We start from the raw sequence: 15121 nt of genomic DNA, 5'->3' as shown, positions 1-15121 counted from the left end.
GCTTGTCAGCCCGGCGGCGGCGAAAGCGCTCTTTGCGACAAATCTGCCGCACAGATCACTACCTGTAGCAACCTGTTTACAGTCTGGTACAGAAGATTGACGGCTGACAACCTGGCTTCCTGCAGCTCAGCTCTCGATTTGCCACGTAATCCTGATATTTTTGCCGCCATTCCTGCCGGCGAACCCTGAGTGCTGCCGGCGCGTTCTTTTTTCAGGCTGATATCGTGTTCCATGCAGATCGATAAAACTCAAAACCGTTTTCTGTTATTCATGCTGATTGTGCTGGTGGCCGTGGGTCAGATGGCACAAACCATTTATGTGCCCGCTATGGCAGTGATGGCAGAAGCGCTCAACGTGCGCAGCGGCGCAATGCAGCAGGTCATGGCGGCCTATCTGATCACCTATGGCGGATCGCAGCTGATCTACGGCCCGCTCTCGGACAGCGTCGGACGTCGCCCGGTGATCCTTACCGGCATGACGATCTTTGCCTGTGGTGCGCTGATCGCGCTGTTCGCCTCATCGCTGCAGATGCTGGTGCTGGGCAGCGCTATCCAGGGGCTCGGCACCGGCGTTGCCGGCGTTATGGCGCGCACGATGCCGCGCGATCTGTATGCCGGAACCGCGCTGCGGCGGGCCAACAGCCTGCTGAATATGGGCATTCTGGTGAGTCCGCTGCTGGCACCGGTAATAGGTGCGCTGCTGACCCGGCTGATTGGCTGGCACGCCTGCTTCGCCTTTCTGCTGCTGCTGTGCCTGGGCGTTACGGCATCTATGGCGCGCTGGCTGCCGGAAACCCGGCCGGGCGATGCACCGGCTACGCCTTTTCTGCGCCGCTACGCCACGCTGCTGAGCGACGGCAATTTTATCCGTTATCTGCTGCTGCTGGTGGGCGCGCTGGCGGGCATCGCCGTCTTTGAAGCGAGCTGCGGTGTGCTGATGGGCGGCGTACTGGGACTGGATGGCCTGACCGTTAGCATTCTGTTTATTCTGCCTATTCCGGCCGCCTTTTTTGGTGCCTGGTTTGCCGGCCGGGAAGAGACCTCCTGGCATACGCTGATGTGGTATGGGGTAAACAGCTGCCTGCTGGCTGGCCTGCTGATGTGGATCCCGTCATGGTTTGGCGTAATGAATATCTGGACGCTGCTGGTGCCGGCGGCGCTGTTTTTCTTCGGTGCCGGCATGCTGTTCCCGCTGGCAACATCGGGTGCCATGGAGCCTTACGCCTGGCTGGCGGGTAGCGCCGGGGCGCTGATTGGCGGCCTGCAGAACCTGGGCTCAGGAGTGGTCGCGTGGCTATCCGCTCTGCTACCGCAGCACGATCAGTCCAGCCTTGGCCTGCTGATGTTTGTCACGTCGCTGGTGATGCTGCTGTGCTGGTGGCCGCTCTCACGTCATCCCGAGAGCGGCAAGCAGACGGTTACAGGATAAACGGGTGCAGCGCCGTATCCTTGCGATCCAGATAGTGGATCGACTGGATGCGGCGAATGGTACGCGACTTGCCGCGTACCAGCAGCGTCTCGCTGGTGGCGATATTGCCGTTACAGGTAATGCCCTTCAGCAGATCGCCGCTGGTGATGCCGGTGGCCGCAAAAATCACGTTGTCGTTGCGCGCCATCTCATTCAGCGTTAACACGCTGCCCACCGCAATCCCCATTTCCGCGCAGCGCAACAGCTCCTGTTCGCCCAGTCGGCGATTCTCTTCGCTCTCTCCTTTAACCTGATGCCGCGCCAGCAGGCGTGCCTGCATGTCACCATCCATGGCGCGGATCACGGCTGCCGAGACGACACCTTCAGGCGCGCCGCCGATGCCATACAGCACATCGACTTCACTGTCAGGCATACAGGTGAGGATCGACGCGGCCACATCGCCATCGGGAAAAGCAAACACGCGCACGCCGAGCGCCTGCAGCTGGGCAATAACTGCGTCATGGCGTGGCTTCGCCAGAATGGATACCGTCAGCTGCGCGAGCGGCTTACCGAGCGCAATGGCGATATTTTTAAGATTGGTTTCCAGCGGCAGACTGAGGTCGATAGCGCCGCGCGCTCCCGGTCCGACGATCAGCTTCTCCATGTACATATCTGGTGCGTGCAGAAAGCTGCCTTTATCGCCGACTGCCAGCACCGCCAGCGCGTTAGCCTGGCCCAGAGCGGTCATGCGCGTGCCTTCAATCGGATCGACCGCAATGTCCACGGCATCACCCTGACCGGTGCCGACCTGCTCGCCGATATAGAGCATCGGCGCCTCATCAATTTCGCCTTCACCGATAACGATGCGGCCATCAATGTTGATGGTGTTGAGCATAATGCGCATGGCGTTAACGGCGGCGCCGTCGGCCGCATTTTTATCGCCACGTCCTAACCAGCGATAGCCAGCCAGCGCTGCCGCTTCAGTGACACGGGAAAATTCAATTGCGAGTTCGCGTTTCATGGTTTGCACCTGACAGAAAAACAGGCGGGCAGTGTAGCACAGCGGTAAAAGCGGGAGAGGGAGAAACCCGCGGCACGGACCGCGGGCAGGGGGTTACTTACGCTTCGTCTTCCCAGGCTTTGGCACGGGCAACCGCTTTCTGCCAGCCCGCGTAACGCAGGTTGCGCTCAGTGGTTTCGATGCCAGGGCGGAATTCGCGCTCCACGACGGCTTTAGCACGCACCTCGTCCAGATCGTTCCAGAAGCCGACGGCCAGGCCTGCCAGATAGGCTGCGCCCAGCGCCGTGACCTCACGCACTTCCGGACGTTCAACGCGGGTGCCGAGAATGTCAGACTGGAACTGCATCAGGAAGTTGTTCGCGACTGCGCCGCCATCAACGCGCAGCGACTGCAGGCGGGTGCCGGCGTCGTTCTGCATCGCTTCCAGTACATCGCGCGTCTGATAGGCGATCGACTCCAGCGTAGCGCGGATAATGTGGTTGGCATTGGCACCGCGCGTCAGGCCGAAGATTGCGCCACGGGCATAGGGGTCCCAGTAAGGCGCGCCCAGGCCGGTAAATGCCGGCACCATATAGACGCCGTTCGTATCTTTAACTTTCAGCGCAAAATATTCTGAGTCGGTGGAGTCGTTGATCAGCTTCATTTCGTCGCGCAGCCACTGAATCGAGGCGCCGCCGATAAATACGGCACCTTCCAGCGCATAGTTCACTTCGCCACGCGGGCCGCAGGCGATAGTGGTCAGCAGGCCGTGGGTAGAGGTTACTGCTTCAGTACCGGTATTCATCAGCATAAAGCAGCCGGTACCGTAGGTATTTTTCGCCATGCCAGGCTGTACGCAGAGCTGGCCATACAGGGCCGCCTGCTGATCACCCGCAATCCCGGCGATCGGAATACGCGTGCCGCCTTTACCGCCAATGTTGGTCTGACCATAAATTTCAGAAGAGCCTTTAACTTCCGGCAGCATTTCGCGCGGAATGTCGAGGATCTCCAGCATGCGTGCGTCCCACTCCAGCTTGTGGATGTTATACATCATGGTACGCGAGGCGTTGGTATGGTCAGTGATATGCACACGACCCTGCGTCATTTTCCAGACCAGCCAGGTATCCACGGTACCAAACAGCAGCTCGCCGCGTTTTGCACGCTCGCGTGCGCCTTCGACGTGATCGAGGATCCATTTCACTTTGGTGCCGGAGAAGTAAGGGTTAATGACCAGACCTGTGGTGTGCTGGATATACTCTTCCAGCCCCTCTTTCTTCAGCTTGTTACAGTAGTCAGCGGTACGTGGATCCTGCCAGACAATGGCATTGTAGATAGGTTTGCCGGTCTCTTTATCCCAGACGATGGCGGTTTCACGCTGGTTAGTGATACCGATAGCGGCGATCTGATCGGAGTTAATGTCAGCGTGTGCCAGCACTTCCACCAGCGTTGAGCTCTGTGAAGCCCAGATATCCATCGGGTCATGCTCAACCCAGCCCGCTTTCGGGTAGATCTGCGTAAACTCACGCTGTGAAACAGCAACGATGTTGGCGTCATGGTCGAGTACGACGGCACGGGAGCTGGTAGTACCCTGATCGAGCGCGACGATATATTTTTTATCTGGCGTAGTCATAATAATGTCCTGATGATTAAGAGTGAAACTTACGCTTTACGCTGTTCAGCGCGCGCTACAGGTTTTTCTGTTTTGCTGGTTTCTGCGATATTTACCGGCAGGTGGCGACCAATCAGCGCACGATAGCTAAAGGCACCCAGACATGCACCCACCAGCGGACCAAACACAGGCACCAGGAAGTAAGGAATATCTTTGCCGCCGGTGAAGGCTACGTCACCCCAGCCAGCGATAAAGGCAAACAGTTTCGGTCCAAAGTCACGTGCCGGATTGAGCGCAAAGCCGGTCAGGGGACCCATTGAACCACCGATAATAGCAACCAGCAGACCAATCAGCAGCGGCGCCAGCGGGCCACGCGGTACGCCATTGCCATCGTCAGTCAGCGCCATGATAACCGCCATCAGTACGGCTGTGATCACCATCTCTACCAGAAACGCCTGACCGACCGTGATGTGCGGATTAGGATAAGTAGAGAAGATACCCGCCAGGTCGAGGCTCTGCACGCTGCCACGCACCATCTGATGGCTCGCTTCATAATCGAAAAACAGATTGTAATAGAGGCCGTATACCAGTGCAGCGGCACAGAAGGCGCCGGCAACCTGCGCCAGAATGTAAGGTAAAACTTTACGCCCTTCAAAATTAGCAAACAGGCAGAGCGCCACGGTGACCGCCGGATTGAGATGCGCGCCGGAGACGCCCGCACTCAGATAGACCGCCATCGAAACAGCCAGACCCCAGATGATGCAGATTTCCCACTGACCGAATGCCGCACCGGCCAGCTTCAGCGCAGCCACACAGCCAGCGCCAAAAAAGATAATCAAACCGGTGCCGAGAAACTCGGCGATACATTGACCTTTGAGTGTGTTCGTTGTCTGACTCATAATGGAATTCCTGAAGCGAGGTTAAATGTTATCAGTTTTTGTTCTCAATCCCTGAGTCGCCCAGCGCTAATGTAGGGTTGATGTGAATTTATCGTTAACGAACATAAACGAGAAATAGCGAAATTGAATTCTGTGTACTGCGTCATAAAAATGCGCGTTTTCGCGTCTTTTACCTTTCTTTAAGGCCAATTAATCTGCCTCTTAACGCACTTAGCGCATCATGACTGGCAACGGGTTTGTTTTTTAAGCATTAGCTGAAAAGTGTTACAGACTGGCCGCCAATGCCCCGTGCCGCTGGACTTGCCGGGTTTGGCTACATACAATCGGGACAACATGGCTGTATGCGTCTTTATTGAGGCAGCTACAGCTTCATCAACGCCTTGCGAGTTTTAGGAGAGGTCAGAACGATGTCATTTGAAGTATTTGAGAAACTGGAAGCGAAAGTACAGCAGGCGATTGATACCATCACGCTGCTGCAAATGGAAATTGAAGAGCTGAAAGAGCAGAACAATACGCTGAAAAACGAAGTGAGCCAGGCTTCCGGCAATCAGGACGCGCTGGCGCGTGAAAATCAGCATCTGAAGGAAGAGCAGCATGTCTGGCAGGAACGTCTGCGGGCACTGCTGGGAAAAATGGAAGAGGTTTAAGCACCTGCGCTTAAACCTGCGGGTGCTCAGGCACCCGTTTTTGTTTGCGGTTTACTCAATATCAAGCGCATCTTCTGACAGAATGATGCCCGTGTTATCCGCATAGAGATGATCGCCGGAGAAAAAGGTTACGCCGCCAAAGTTTACGCGTACGTCGCTCTCACCAATGCCTTCACCGGCCGCACCAGCGGGGATCGCTGCAATCGCCTGGATACCAATTTCCAGCTCTTCCAGTTCATCAACCTGCCGCACCGAGCCGTAAACGACCAGACCTTCCCACTCATTTTGCGCCGCAAGCCGCGCCAGCTGGGCATCCACCAGCGCACGACGTACCGAGCCACCGCCATCTACCAGCAGCACTCGTCCACGCCCGTTCTCTTCCAGCAGGTCGTAAAGCAGGCCGTTGTCTTCAAAACATTTGACTGTGGTAATCTGCCCACCGAATGAGGTGCGTCCACCGAAGTTGGAAAAAAGTGGTTCAACCACATTCACTTCTTCATGGTAGATGTCACAGAGTTCAGATGTATCGTATTTCATAAGGATGCCGTCTGTTTGCCACAGGAAAGATAAGTATATCGCTATCTGAAGAGTGTTGGCAAAATCATCACCGGCAAAAAGCAGCGCCGCATCAATATGCTGCGCAAAAAAATGCCCGGCGCAGTGGCCGGGCAGCAGAAACGATCAGAATGGTGTTACAGGATGAAGCGGCTGAGATCTTCGTCTGCGACCAGTACATCCAGATGCTTGCCGACATACTCAGCGTCGATGGTAATGGACTCACCGTGGCGATCGCTGGCGTCATAGGAGATATCTTCCATCAGACGCTCCAGTACAGTATGCAGGCGGCGTGCACCGATATTTTCAGTGGTCTCATTAACCTGCCAGGCTGCTTCAGCAATCCGGCGGATACCATCCTCGGTGAAGTCCACATTAACGCCTTCCGTACCCATCAGCGCTTTGTACTGCACGGTGACGGAAGCGTTAGGCTCAGTAAGGATGCGCTCGAAGTCGTTCACGGTCAGCGCCTGCAGCTCAACGCGAATCGGCAGACGACCCTGCAGTTCCGGGATCAGATCGGACGGGCTGGCTACCTGGAATGCGCCGGAGGCGATAAACAGGATATGGTCGGTTTTAACCATGCCGTGCTTGGTCGAAACGGTACAGCCCTCAACCAGCGGCAGCAGATCGCGCTGCACGCCTTCGCGTGAAACGTCCGGACCAGAAGACTGGCCGCCGCGCTTACAGATTTTGTCGATCTCATCGATAAACACGATACCGTGCTGCTCTACCGCGTCGATAGCGTCCTGCTTCAGCTCTTCCGGGTTAACCAGTTTTGCCGCTTCTTCTTCAATCAGCAGCTTCATGGCATCTTTGATCTTGAGCTTGCGCGGCTTCTGTTTCTGACCGCCCAGGTTCTGAAACATGGACTGCAGCTGGCTGGTCATCTCTTCCATGCCCGGAGGCGCCATGATCTCTACGCCAGCCGGCGCGGCGGCAAGGTCGATCTCAATCTCTTTATCATCCAGCTGACCTTCGCGCAGTTTTTTGCGGAAAGACTGACGCGCAGCTGATGGCTCGGCGTTCTGCTCTGGCTGGCCCCAGTTGTTTTTAGCCGGTGGGATCAGCACGTCGAGAATGCGCTCCTCGGCCATCTCTTCAGCACGATATTTATTCTTTTCAATCGCCTGGCTGCGCACCATTTTGATGGCGGAGTCGGTCAGATCGCGGATAATCGAATCGACCTCTTTACCGACATAGCCAACTTCGGTGAATTTTGTCGCTTCAACTTTAATGAACGGGGCGTTGGCCAGCTTCGCCAGACGACGGGCAATTTCGGTTTTACCGACGCCGGTCGGGCCAATCATCAGGATATTTTTCGGGGTCACTTCGTGACGCAGCTCTTCGTCAAGCTGCATGCGGCGCCAGCGGTTACGCAGCGCAATGGCAACCGCTTTTTTAGCGCCGTCCTGGCCGATGATAAAGCGATTAAGCTCGCTGACAATCTCGCGTGGAGTCATCTCAGACATGATTCAGGTCCTTACGCCTTAGACGGTAATTCTTCGTAGTTAATATTATGGTTGGTGTAGATACAGATATCGCCGGCGATGTTCAGCGCTTTCTCAACAATATCGTGTGCACCAATGTCGGTATTTTCCAGTAGCGCGCGTGCCGCTGCCTGGGCGTAGGGGCCGCCGGAGCCGATCGCTATCAGGTCGTTTTCCGGCTGAATAACATCGCCGTTACCGCTGATGATCAGCGAAGAGTTCTCATCCGCTACCGCCAGCAGCGCTTCAAGACGGCGCAGCATGCGATCGGTCCGCCAGTCTTTTGCCAGCTCAACCGCGGCTTTAACCAGATGACCCTGATGCATTTCCAGCTTACGCTCAAACAGTTCAAACAGGGTAAAGGCGTCGGCAGTGCCGCCCGCAAAGCCCGCAATCACTTTATCGTTGTAAAGACGACGCACTTTTTTGACGTTGCCTTTCATTACGGTGTTGCCAAGCGTTGCCTGGCCATCACCACCAATAACGACCCGGCCGTTGCGTCGTACACTTACTATTGTTGTCACGGGCAGACCCCTTGTTGCAGTTGAAAAAAGACACCGCGCACCCGGCGCGGCGTATCATGCAAACAGATATGGGGTGGGTTAAGAAGGTTTCAACCCCTCAGGGCGATGGGGTTTGTCTTAATTCGGCTGCGCCTGCTCCCGGCGGTAGAGTGAGGCCGGGAGCAGGGCTCAGGCTATCAGGGCAGGGCGAGCGGAATACAGCTGCCGTGACCGGAACTGTGCAGCCGCTTCACGGTACTGTCAGCTTTACTCCGATCTTTAAACGGACCAATCACCACGCGATTCCAGCCGCCGCCGGTCGTGATACGGCTTTCAAAACCTTCAAAAGCGAGACCGGCGCGCACAGATTCCGCCTGATCGCTGCCTTTAAAGGAGCCACACTGCACCATCCAGCGCTGTGTGGAGGCTTTCTCTTCCGGCTTCACTTTGGTGGTTTCTGGTTTTGCCTGCTGTACCGGTGCCGGTCGTTCAGCCTGCTGCTGCTGCTGGCGCTGCTGAGCCTGCAACTGCTGCTGACGCTGCTGCTGTGCCTGTATCTGCTGCTGACGTTGCTGTTGCTGCTGTTGTCGTTGCTGAGTCTGCTGTTGCAGCAACTGCTGCTGCTGTGCCTGTATCTGCTGCTGACGTTGCTGCTGCTGTACCTGCTGACGCTGTAATGTCTGCTGACGCTGAGCCGGCGTCTGCTCGTTCCACGGCACTTCGTTCAGCTGCGTAGGCTGCTGGCGCATATCCGCCTGCATCTGCTCCAGCAGCTGGCGCTGTTCATCGGTCAGCTGCGTCTGCGACTGCACTTCGCCGCCGGCTGAAGGCTCAGTCGGTGAGGGAACCGTAATTTGCCGGTTTTCCAGCTCTTTGATGTATTTCCAGCGCTCTTCCGGCTTGGGCGGCAGGCCATTACCACTAACTTTATGATTCGGGATAACCGGCGTCTCTTCTTTTTTATGGTGCGCGATGAACCATAAACCACCGGCAAAAGTGACCAGTACTGCGGCAGCGAGCACTACCATCAGTTTCGATATACCCGATCCGCCTTTGCTTTTTTTGCTGCTGCTGCGACCGGCGGGTTTTTTGCGACGCGTCCCTGTTGAACGCCCGCGGCCTACATAATCTCTCTGTGCCACTTTCGTCCTGATACCTTCAAAATGCCTGCGGGCGTAGACCCTGAACAGTGTGAGTTGCAGCCAGCCTGGCTACAGCTTGAAAAATGACGGGTATAAATGAGGTGTAAACCGCCCGGCAATGAATGCGCCATGTTACTCAAGGGTGCGAACTTTGACCAGCAGAGTCTGCCTTCAGAATCTGCTGAAAATGTGCAGTGCGGCACGTGTGACCTAACGCTTTTTAGCCGGTGCTGTACTGCCGCGCACGCGCAGTTCTGCATCCAGCAGGCGCGAACCATTATTTACCCGCTTGCCCTGCAGCTCATCCAGCAGCAGCAGCATCGCTTCGCGGCCAATATCAAAGCGCGGCTGCGCCACGGTAGTCAGGGGCGGTTCGTAATAGCGCGCCAGCTCAATATCATCAAAGCCAACGATGGAGAGATCCTGCGGAATGCGCATCCCCAGTTTGCGCGCCTGATTCATGGCGCCCAGCGCCATCAGATCGCTGTGACAGAATAGCGCTTCCGGGGGCTGCGGCAGACTCATCAGCTGTTTCAGGGCGCGGGCACCGGCTTCAAACGAGAAATCACCGCGTACGATAAACATCGGTTCAACGGGGATGCTGCTGCGGCGCAGCGCCTGAATATAACCCTGCAGCCGATACTGGCTGAGCGGAACCGATTCAGGCCCGGTAATACAGGCGATACGACGATGCCCGAGCTGCAGCAAATGGTTAACGGCTTCAAACGCCGCGGTCAGGTTGTCAATGTGCACGGTGGGCAGCGCCATCTCCGGCGCGAATTCATTTCCCATAACCATGGGCGGCAGGCTGCGCAGCGCTTCAGGATCGGCGTCAAACGGCAGCTGTGAACCCAGCAGCACCATGCCGTCAATCTGTCGCGTCAGCATCAGATCAAGAAAGGTTTTTTCCTGATGATCCTGATGCGCGCAGTCGCCAATCAGCACCAGGTACCCCTGCTGCGCGGCGGTGACCTCAATGCCGCGGATAATTTCGCTAAAAAAGGGATCGCAGATATCGGGCACAATCACCAGGATAGTCCGGGTTTCATTGCGTCTGGCATTGCGCGACAGGCCATGCGATGCATAGCCTGTCGCAATGACCGCCTGCTCGACTTTTTGCCGGGTTGCGGCTGACACTTTCTCCGGATTCATCAGCGCCCGGGAAACGGTCGCCGTAGAGACGCCTGCGTGCTCAGCCACATCTTTCATCGTGGCAGCAGATGAAGTTTGCTTCGGGTCCAACGTGTTACTCCTGGCGTGATACAGCGTACAGTTTGTCTGCAAGGGCCGGTCCTGGCCGGGTGATCCTATTGATAACGCATTGGCGGGCAGGGCCGTTACTTAATTTGCATAAAAACTGTGACTTGTTCGACTTTTTTCGATCTGGCTCGCAGATGCGGATGCCATCAGCTCTCGCCGGGATCGATATCCAGCGTCCATTTTACTTTGCGTGCAGCGGGCAATGTGCTCAGCAGCGGCAGCGAACTGCTTAATAACTGCTGCAGGCGTTTGCGTGACGGATGCTGCAGCAGCAGCTGCCAGCGCCACCGACCGCTGCGTTTTGGCGCCAGCGCCGGCACCGGGCCCATCAGCCAGGTGGCTTCATCTTTCAGCGGGCTCGCCTCCAGCAGATTACGCAGCTGGACGAGAAAAGCGGCAGCCTGCTGATTATCCATATCTTCGGCACGAAATAGCGCGTGGCTGGTCCAGGGCGGCAGCTGCACCGACTGGCGTTCAAGCAGCGCCTGGTCAGCAAAGGCGAAGTAGCCGCGATGCAGCAGCGTCTGCAGCAACGGATGCTCCGGATGGTGCGTCTGCAGCAGCACTTCACCCTGTTTGCCGGCGCGTCCGGCGCGACCTGCAACCTGGGTATAGAGCTGCGCGAAACGTTCTGCGGCACGAAAATCAGCCGAGAAGAGCGCGCCGTCAACGTCCAGCAGCGACACCAGCGTAACATCAGGAAAATGATGGCCTTTTGCCAGCATCTGCGTGCCCACCAGAATACGCGCGCCGCCGCGATGCACATCCGCCAGATGCTGCTCCAGCGCACCTTTACGGCTGGTAGTATCACGATCGATGCGCGAAACTGGCACGTCCGGAAACAGCGTGCCCAGCTGCTGCTCCAGCTGTTCTGTGCCTACGCCAACCGGCATCAGATGGGTTGAACCGCAGCCGGGACACTGCAGCGGCAGCGGACGCTGGCTGTCGCAATGGTGGCAGCGCAGCTGGCGGTGATGCTGGTGCAGCGTGTAGTAGCTGTCGCAGCGCTGGCATTCCGCCAGCCAGCCGCAGTCGTGGCACATCAACGCCGGTGAAAAGCCGCGCCGGTTCAGAAACAGCAGCACCTGATTATCCGCCTGCAGGTGCTGGCGCATTTTACTGAGCAGCGCCGGCGCCAGACCACCCTTAAGCGGCTGTCCTTTCAGATCGATCAGCTGCTGCAAAGCGGGCTTTGCATTACCGGCGCGCTGGGTGAGATTAAGCTGCCGGTATTTGCCGACGCGCACGTTATGCAGCGTCTCCAGCGCGGGCGTGGCCGAACCCATGACAATCGGGATGTTCTCTTCATGTGCACGAAACACCGCCAGATCGCGGGCCTGATAACGCCAGCCCTCCTGCTGTTTATAGGAGCTGTCATGCTCTTCATCGATAATGATTACGCCAGGCCGCGCCAGCGGGGTGAACAGCGCAGAGCGCGTACCAATAATAATCGCGCTTTCGCCGCGCCGGGCGCGCAGCCAGACCGCCAGCCTTTCGCTGTCATTCAGCGCAGAGTGCAGCACATCAATCGGGGCATCAAAACGTTCCCGGAAGCGCGCAATGGTCTGCGGCGTGAGGCCAATCTCCGGCACCAGCACCAGTGCCTGCATGCCGCGTGACAGAATGTTTTCCAGGATAGTGAGATAGACCTCGGTTTTACCGGAGCCGGTGATCCCGGCCAGCAGCCACGGAACGTAGCGATCGTCTTCCGCCCGGATAGCCCCGACGGCCATGGCCTGATCGGTATTGAGCCGCAGACGCTCGCCTTTAATGGCAAAATGCGTCCGCCAGTCCGCGGCAGATGGCGCATGCTCGCGCAGCTCGCACAGCCCTTTGGCTCTGAGCGCCTGCAGAGCGGCGTCGTTAAAGCTCTGTTCGTTTACCTGATGACGATAGAGCGGTTGCTGACGCAGCGCGGCCAGCGCCTGCTGCTGCTTTGGTGCACGCTTCAGACTTTCCGGCGCCACTTCCCGTCCGGCCTCCGTGATCGCCCACTGCCACAGCGGCGCTTCCTGTGCCGGTTTCCCCTGGCGGAGCAGAACCGGTAACGCATGACTCAGCACTTCCCCGACGGGTGAATGATAGTAACCGGCCGCCCAGTTGAGGATGCGCCACAGCGCGGGCGAAAACAGACTGCTGTCATCCAGCACGGCTTCTATCGGTTTCAGCTGCTTCAGCGGCAGATCGCTGCTTTCGGTCACGCCGGTCACAATGCCAGTCAGCTTACGGTTGCCAAAAGGCACGCTGACGCGACTGCCGGTTGCCGGCTGCGCAGCGTCAGCAGGGAGCAGATAATCAAACAGGCGCGGTAGCGGGACGGGCAGGGCAACCTTTACGACGGACATTGCGATCTCTATCCAGTTCTGTAATCAGGGACGGTAGTGTACACGCTGGGGCCGCAGGCGTGTATGGCTGAGCAATGTTTGCCTCGGGCGGTTAAATTCTGTATACTATGCCGCCTCTGGTGAGATAGCTCGTCAGAGATACATATAATGTTCAACCGCGTGTGGTGCTGTGCAGGTTCGCCTGGCATGGAGAGCGACACGGCCTTTTATGAGGTTTTCCCATGAAACAAGGTATTCACCCGAAGTACGAAGCAGTGACCATCACTTGCTCTTGCGGTAACGTGATCAACACCCGTTCTACCATGAACCACGACCTGAATCTGGACGTGTGCGGCAAATGCCACCCGTTCTATACTGGTAAGCAACGTGTTGTTGACACCGGCGGCCGCGTTGATCGCTTCAACAAGCGTTTCAGCATTCCGGGCAGCAAAAAATAAGATTTATTTGCCGCCGGGTTATCCCGGATGCAAAAGAAAACCCAGCCTCGGCTGGGTTTTTTTATACCAGAATTTAATATTCCCAGCTATCCGGGTCGATGCCCATCTCGCGCATAATCTGCTTCGCTTCTTCCGGGATCTCATCGCTGCGCTCTTTGCGCAGGTCAACGTCGTCGGGCAGAGGCTGACCGGTAAACGCGTGCAAAAAAGCTTCACACAGTAGCTCACTGTTCGTGGCGTGACGCAGATTGTTCACCTGACGACGTGTACGCTCATCGGTTAAAATTTTAAGCACTTTCAGCGGGATAGAAACCGTTATTTTTTTAACCTGCTCGCTTTTTTTACCGTGCTCAGCGTACGGGCTGATATATTCGCCGTTCCATTCAGCCATGAGTTACCTTAATTAATAAAAGTGTTATAGGGGATGATCCGTGGATTATGCCCGATTTTTGCGTGCCTGACCGCCTGCGCCGTGGATTTTGTGCTTCAGCGCCGCGTTAATGAAGCGCATGCGCTGCTCAGCAGGCAATAACCTATAATTTTAGCGGTTATTCGCTCTGCGCTCAATCTATACGCAAAGACATTTAGATGTCCAGATGTATTGACGTCTGTTAGCGGAATGTTATCCTGTGGGCACTTTACCCCTCTTCAGGAACAGCAGAGCCCATGACGCGCAAACAGGCAACCATCGCAGTACGCAGCGGTTTGAATGATGACGAGCAGTATGGCTGCGTAGTCCCGCCGATTCATCTCTCCAGCACCTATAATTTTCTCGACTTTAATGAGCCGCGCGCCCACGACTATTCGCGCCGCGGCAATCCGACGCGCGATGTGGTGCAGCGCGCGCTGGCCGAGCTGGAGGGCGGGGCGGGTGCCGTACTGACAAATACCGGCATGTCTGCGATTCACCTGGTGACCACTGTATTCCTGAAGCCCGGCGATCTGCTGATCGCACCCCACGACTGCTATGGCGGCAGCTACCGCCTGTTTGACAGCCTCAGCAAGCGCGGTGCTTACCGTGTGAAGTTTGTCGACCAGGGTGACAGCGCAGCGCTGGCCGCAGCGCTGGCCGAAAAGCCAAAACTGGTGCTGGTGGAAAGCCCGAGCAATCCTCTGCTGCGCGTAGTGGATATTGCGGCAATCTGTCAGGCGGCGCGCGCGGCGGGTGCCGTCAGCGTGGTGGATAACACCTTCCTGAGCCCGGCGCTGCAAAATCCGCTCGCCCTCGGGGCCGACCTGGTGATCCACTCCTGTACAAAATATCTCAACGGCCACTCTGACGTGGTGGCCGGGACGGTGATTGCAAAAGATCCGGCCGTTGCCACCGAGCTTGCCTGGTGGGCCAATAACATCGGCGTGACCGGCGCGGCGTTTGACAGCTATCTGCTGCTGCGCGGTCTGCGGACGCTGGCACCCCGCATGGCAGCGGCCCAGCGCAACGCGCTGGCGATAGTGGACTATCTGAAGCAGCAGCCGCTGGTGAAGAAGCTGTATCATCCTTCTCTGCCGGAAAATGCCGGTCATGAATATGCGCGACGTCAGCAACGCGGCTTTGGCGCCATGTTAAGCTTTGAGCTGGATGCAGATGAAGCGCGGCTGCGTCGTTTTCTGAAAGCGCTGCAGCTGTTTACGCTGGCGGAGTCGCTGGGCGGAGTAGAGAGCCTGATTTCACATACGGCCACCATGACACATGCCGGCATGTCTGCGGAAGCACGCGCAGCCGCCGGCATCTCTGAAACACTGCTGCGGGTCTCCGTCGGCATTGAAGATCACGAAGATTTAATTGCCGATTTGGATAACGCCTTCCGAATCGCAGCCGGGGAGTAA

At 57.0% G+C, this 15121-nt stretch carries 15 protein-coding genes; 4 read left to right on the top strand and 11 right to left on the bottom strand.

Annotated features, from left to right (window positions below):
* Positions 1–5: 5 nt before the first annotated feature.
* Positions 6–233, bottom strand: a complete 228-nt coding sequence (locus HA43_RS10470; protein ID WP_094111628.1) for a hypothetical protein — start codon at positions 231–233, stop codon at positions 6–8.
* Between HA43_RS10470 and emrD the strand changes: the two genes are divergently transcribed.
* On the top strand, positions 232–1428 hold the full coding sequence (gene emrD / locus HA43_RS10465; protein WP_039381210.1) for a multidrug efflux MFS transporter EmrD: 1197 nt from the start codon (positions 232–234) through the stop codon (positions 1426–1428). The genes HA43_RS10470 and emrD overlap by 2 nt on opposite strands.
* On the opposite strand, the gene glpX is transcribed toward emrD, so the two are convergent.
* The 3 genes from glpX to HA43_RS10450 form a co-directional block, all read right to left on the bottom strand.
* Positions 1418–2428, bottom strand: coding sequence for a class II fructose-bisphosphatase (glpX, locus tag HA43_RS10460; RefSeq protein ID WP_071668634.1), 1011 nt, complete (start codon positions 2426–2428; stop codon positions 1418–1420). The two genes, emrD and glpX, sit on opposite strands and share 11 nt — an antisense overlap.
* A gap of 97 nt (positions 2429–2525) precedes the next feature.
* Positions 2526–4037: a glycerol kinase GlpK gene (glpK, locus tag HA43_RS10455; RefSeq protein WP_039381204.1), complete on the bottom strand. Its 1512-nt coding sequence runs from the start codon at positions 4035–4037 to the stop codon at positions 2526–2528.
* Between the two features lie 29 nt (positions 4038–4066).
* Entirely contained in the window at positions 4067–4915 is an 849-nt protein-coding gene (locus HA43_RS10450) for an MIP/aquaporin family protein (protein WP_039381201.1), read from the bottom strand.
* Between the two features lie 407 nt (positions 4916–5322).
* Between HA43_RS10450 and zapB the strand changes: the two genes are divergently transcribed.
* Complete coding sequence (zapB, locus tag HA43_RS10445) at positions 5323–5562, top strand: cell division protein ZapB (RefSeq protein WP_039381198.1); 240 nt, start codon at positions 5323–5325, stop codon at positions 5560–5562.
* A gap of 51 nt (positions 5563–5613) precedes the next feature.
* Here zapB and rraA read toward each other — a convergent pair whose 3' ends face one another.
* From rraA to priA, 6 genes are all read right to left on the bottom strand, one after another.
* On the bottom strand, positions 5614–6099 hold the full coding sequence (rraA, locus tag HA43_RS10440; protein ID WP_039381195.1) for a ribonuclease E activity regulator RraA: 486 nt from the start codon (positions 6097–6099) through the stop codon (positions 5614–5616).
* A 155-nt stretch (positions 6100–6254) separates the two neighbouring features.
* A complete protein-coding gene (hslU, locus tag HA43_RS10435; RefSeq protein WP_039381194.1) occupies positions 6255–7589 on the bottom strand; it encodes an ATP-dependent protease ATPase subunit HslU in 1335 nt (444 codons plus the stop codon).
* Between the two features lie 11 nt (positions 7590–7600).
* Positions 7601–8131: an ATP-dependent protease subunit HslV gene (gene hslV / locus HA43_RS10430; RefSeq protein ID WP_071668633.1), complete on the bottom strand. Its 531-nt coding sequence runs from the start codon at positions 8129–8131 to the stop codon at positions 7601–7603.
* A 176-nt stretch (positions 8132–8307) separates the two neighbouring features.
* Entirely contained in the window at positions 8308–9252 is a 945-nt protein-coding gene (ftsN, locus tag HA43_RS10425; RefSeq protein ID WP_094111627.1) for a cell division protein FtsN, read from the bottom strand.
* Between the two features lie 210 nt (positions 9253–9462).
* Positions 9463–10494: a DNA-binding transcriptional regulator CytR gene (gene cytR, locus HA43_RS10420; RefSeq protein ID WP_094111626.1), complete on the bottom strand. Its 1032-nt coding sequence runs from the start codon at positions 10492–10494 to the stop codon at positions 9463–9465.
* Positions 10495–10658: 164 nt separating this feature from the next.
* Positions 10659–12857 (bottom strand): primosomal protein N', encoded by a 2199-nt coding sequence (gene priA / locus HA43_RS10415; protein ID WP_039381185.1) that lies wholly within the window; start codon positions 12855–12857, stop codon positions 10659–10661.
* Between the two features lie 221 nt (positions 12858–13078).
* Here priA and rpmE point away from each other — a divergent pair, with 221 nt between their 5' ends.
* Complete coding sequence (rpmE, locus tag HA43_RS10410; protein WP_039381182.1) at positions 13079–13294, top strand: 50S ribosomal protein L31; 216 nt, start codon at positions 13079–13081, stop codon at positions 13292–13294.
* A 73-nt stretch (positions 13295–13367) separates the two neighbouring features.
* On the opposite strand, the gene metJ is transcribed toward rpmE, so the two are convergent.
* Positions 13368–13685: a met regulon transcriptional regulator MetJ gene (gene metJ / locus HA43_RS10405; RefSeq protein WP_065648453.1), complete on the bottom strand. Its 318-nt coding sequence runs from the start codon at positions 13683–13685 to the stop codon at positions 13368–13370.
* A 275-nt stretch (positions 13686–13960) separates the two neighbouring features.
* Between metJ and metB the strand changes: the two genes are divergently transcribed.
* Positions 13961–15121: a cystathionine gamma-synthase gene (gene metB, locus HA43_RS10400; RefSeq protein WP_039381178.1), complete on the top strand. Its 1161-nt coding sequence runs from the start codon at positions 13961–13963 to the stop codon at positions 15119–15121.

This window comes from Pantoea eucrina, from assembly GCF_002095385.1.
Classification (GTDB): Bacteria; Pseudomonadota; Gammaproteobacteria; order Enterobacterales; family Enterobacteriaceae; genus Pantoea; species Pantoea eucrina.
Note: the sequence above shows the minus strand (reverse complement) of the source record. Positions and strands in the feature narration are given on the sequence as shown.

Excerpts from the sequence above, each read along its gene's own strand:
- hslU (WP_039381194.1), bottom strand. The coding sequence starts at position 7,589 with ATGTCTGAGATGACTCCACGCGAGATTGTCAGCGAGCTTAATCGCTTT.
- rraA (WP_039381195.1), bottom strand. The coding sequence starts at position 6,099 with ATGAAATACGATACATCTGAACTCTGTGACATCTACCATGAAGAAGTG.
- rpmE (WP_039381182.1), top strand. The coding sequence starts at position 13,079 with ATGAAACAAGGTATTCACCCGAAGTACGAAGCAGTGACCATCACTTGC.
- zapB (WP_039381198.1), top strand. The coding sequence starts at position 5,323 with ATGTCATTTGAAGTATTTGAGAAACTGGAAGCGAAAGTACAGCAGGCG.
- metJ (WP_065648453.1), bottom strand. The coding sequence starts at position 13,685 with ATGGCTGAATGGAACGGCGAATATATCAGCCCGTACGCTGAGCACGGT.
- HA43_RS10470 (WP_094111628.1), bottom strand. The coding sequence starts at position 233 with ATGGAACACGATATCAGCCTGAAAAAAGAACGCGCCGGCAGCACTCAG.
- glpK (WP_039381204.1), bottom strand. The coding sequence starts at position 4,037 with ATGACTACGCCAGATAAAAAATATATCGTCGCGCTCGATCAGGGTACT.
- emrD (WP_039381210.1), top strand. The coding sequence starts at position 232 with ATGCAGATCGATAAAACTCAAAACCGTTTTCTGTTATTCATGCTGATT.
- HA43_RS10450 (WP_039381201.1), bottom strand. The coding sequence starts at position 4,915 with ATGAGTCAGACAACGAACACACTCAAAGGTCAATGTATCGCCGAGTTT.
- glpX (WP_071668634.1), bottom strand. The coding sequence starts at position 2,428 with ATGAAACGCGAACTCGCAATTGAATTTTCCCGTGTCACTGAAGCGGCA.
- metB (WP_039381178.1), top strand. The coding sequence starts at position 13,961 with ATGACGCGCAAACAGGCAACCATCGCAGTACGCAGCGGTTTGAATGAT.
- priA (WP_039381185.1), bottom strand. The coding sequence starts at position 12,857 with ATGTCCGTCGTAAAGGTTGCCCTGCCCGTCCCGCTACCGCGCCTGTTT.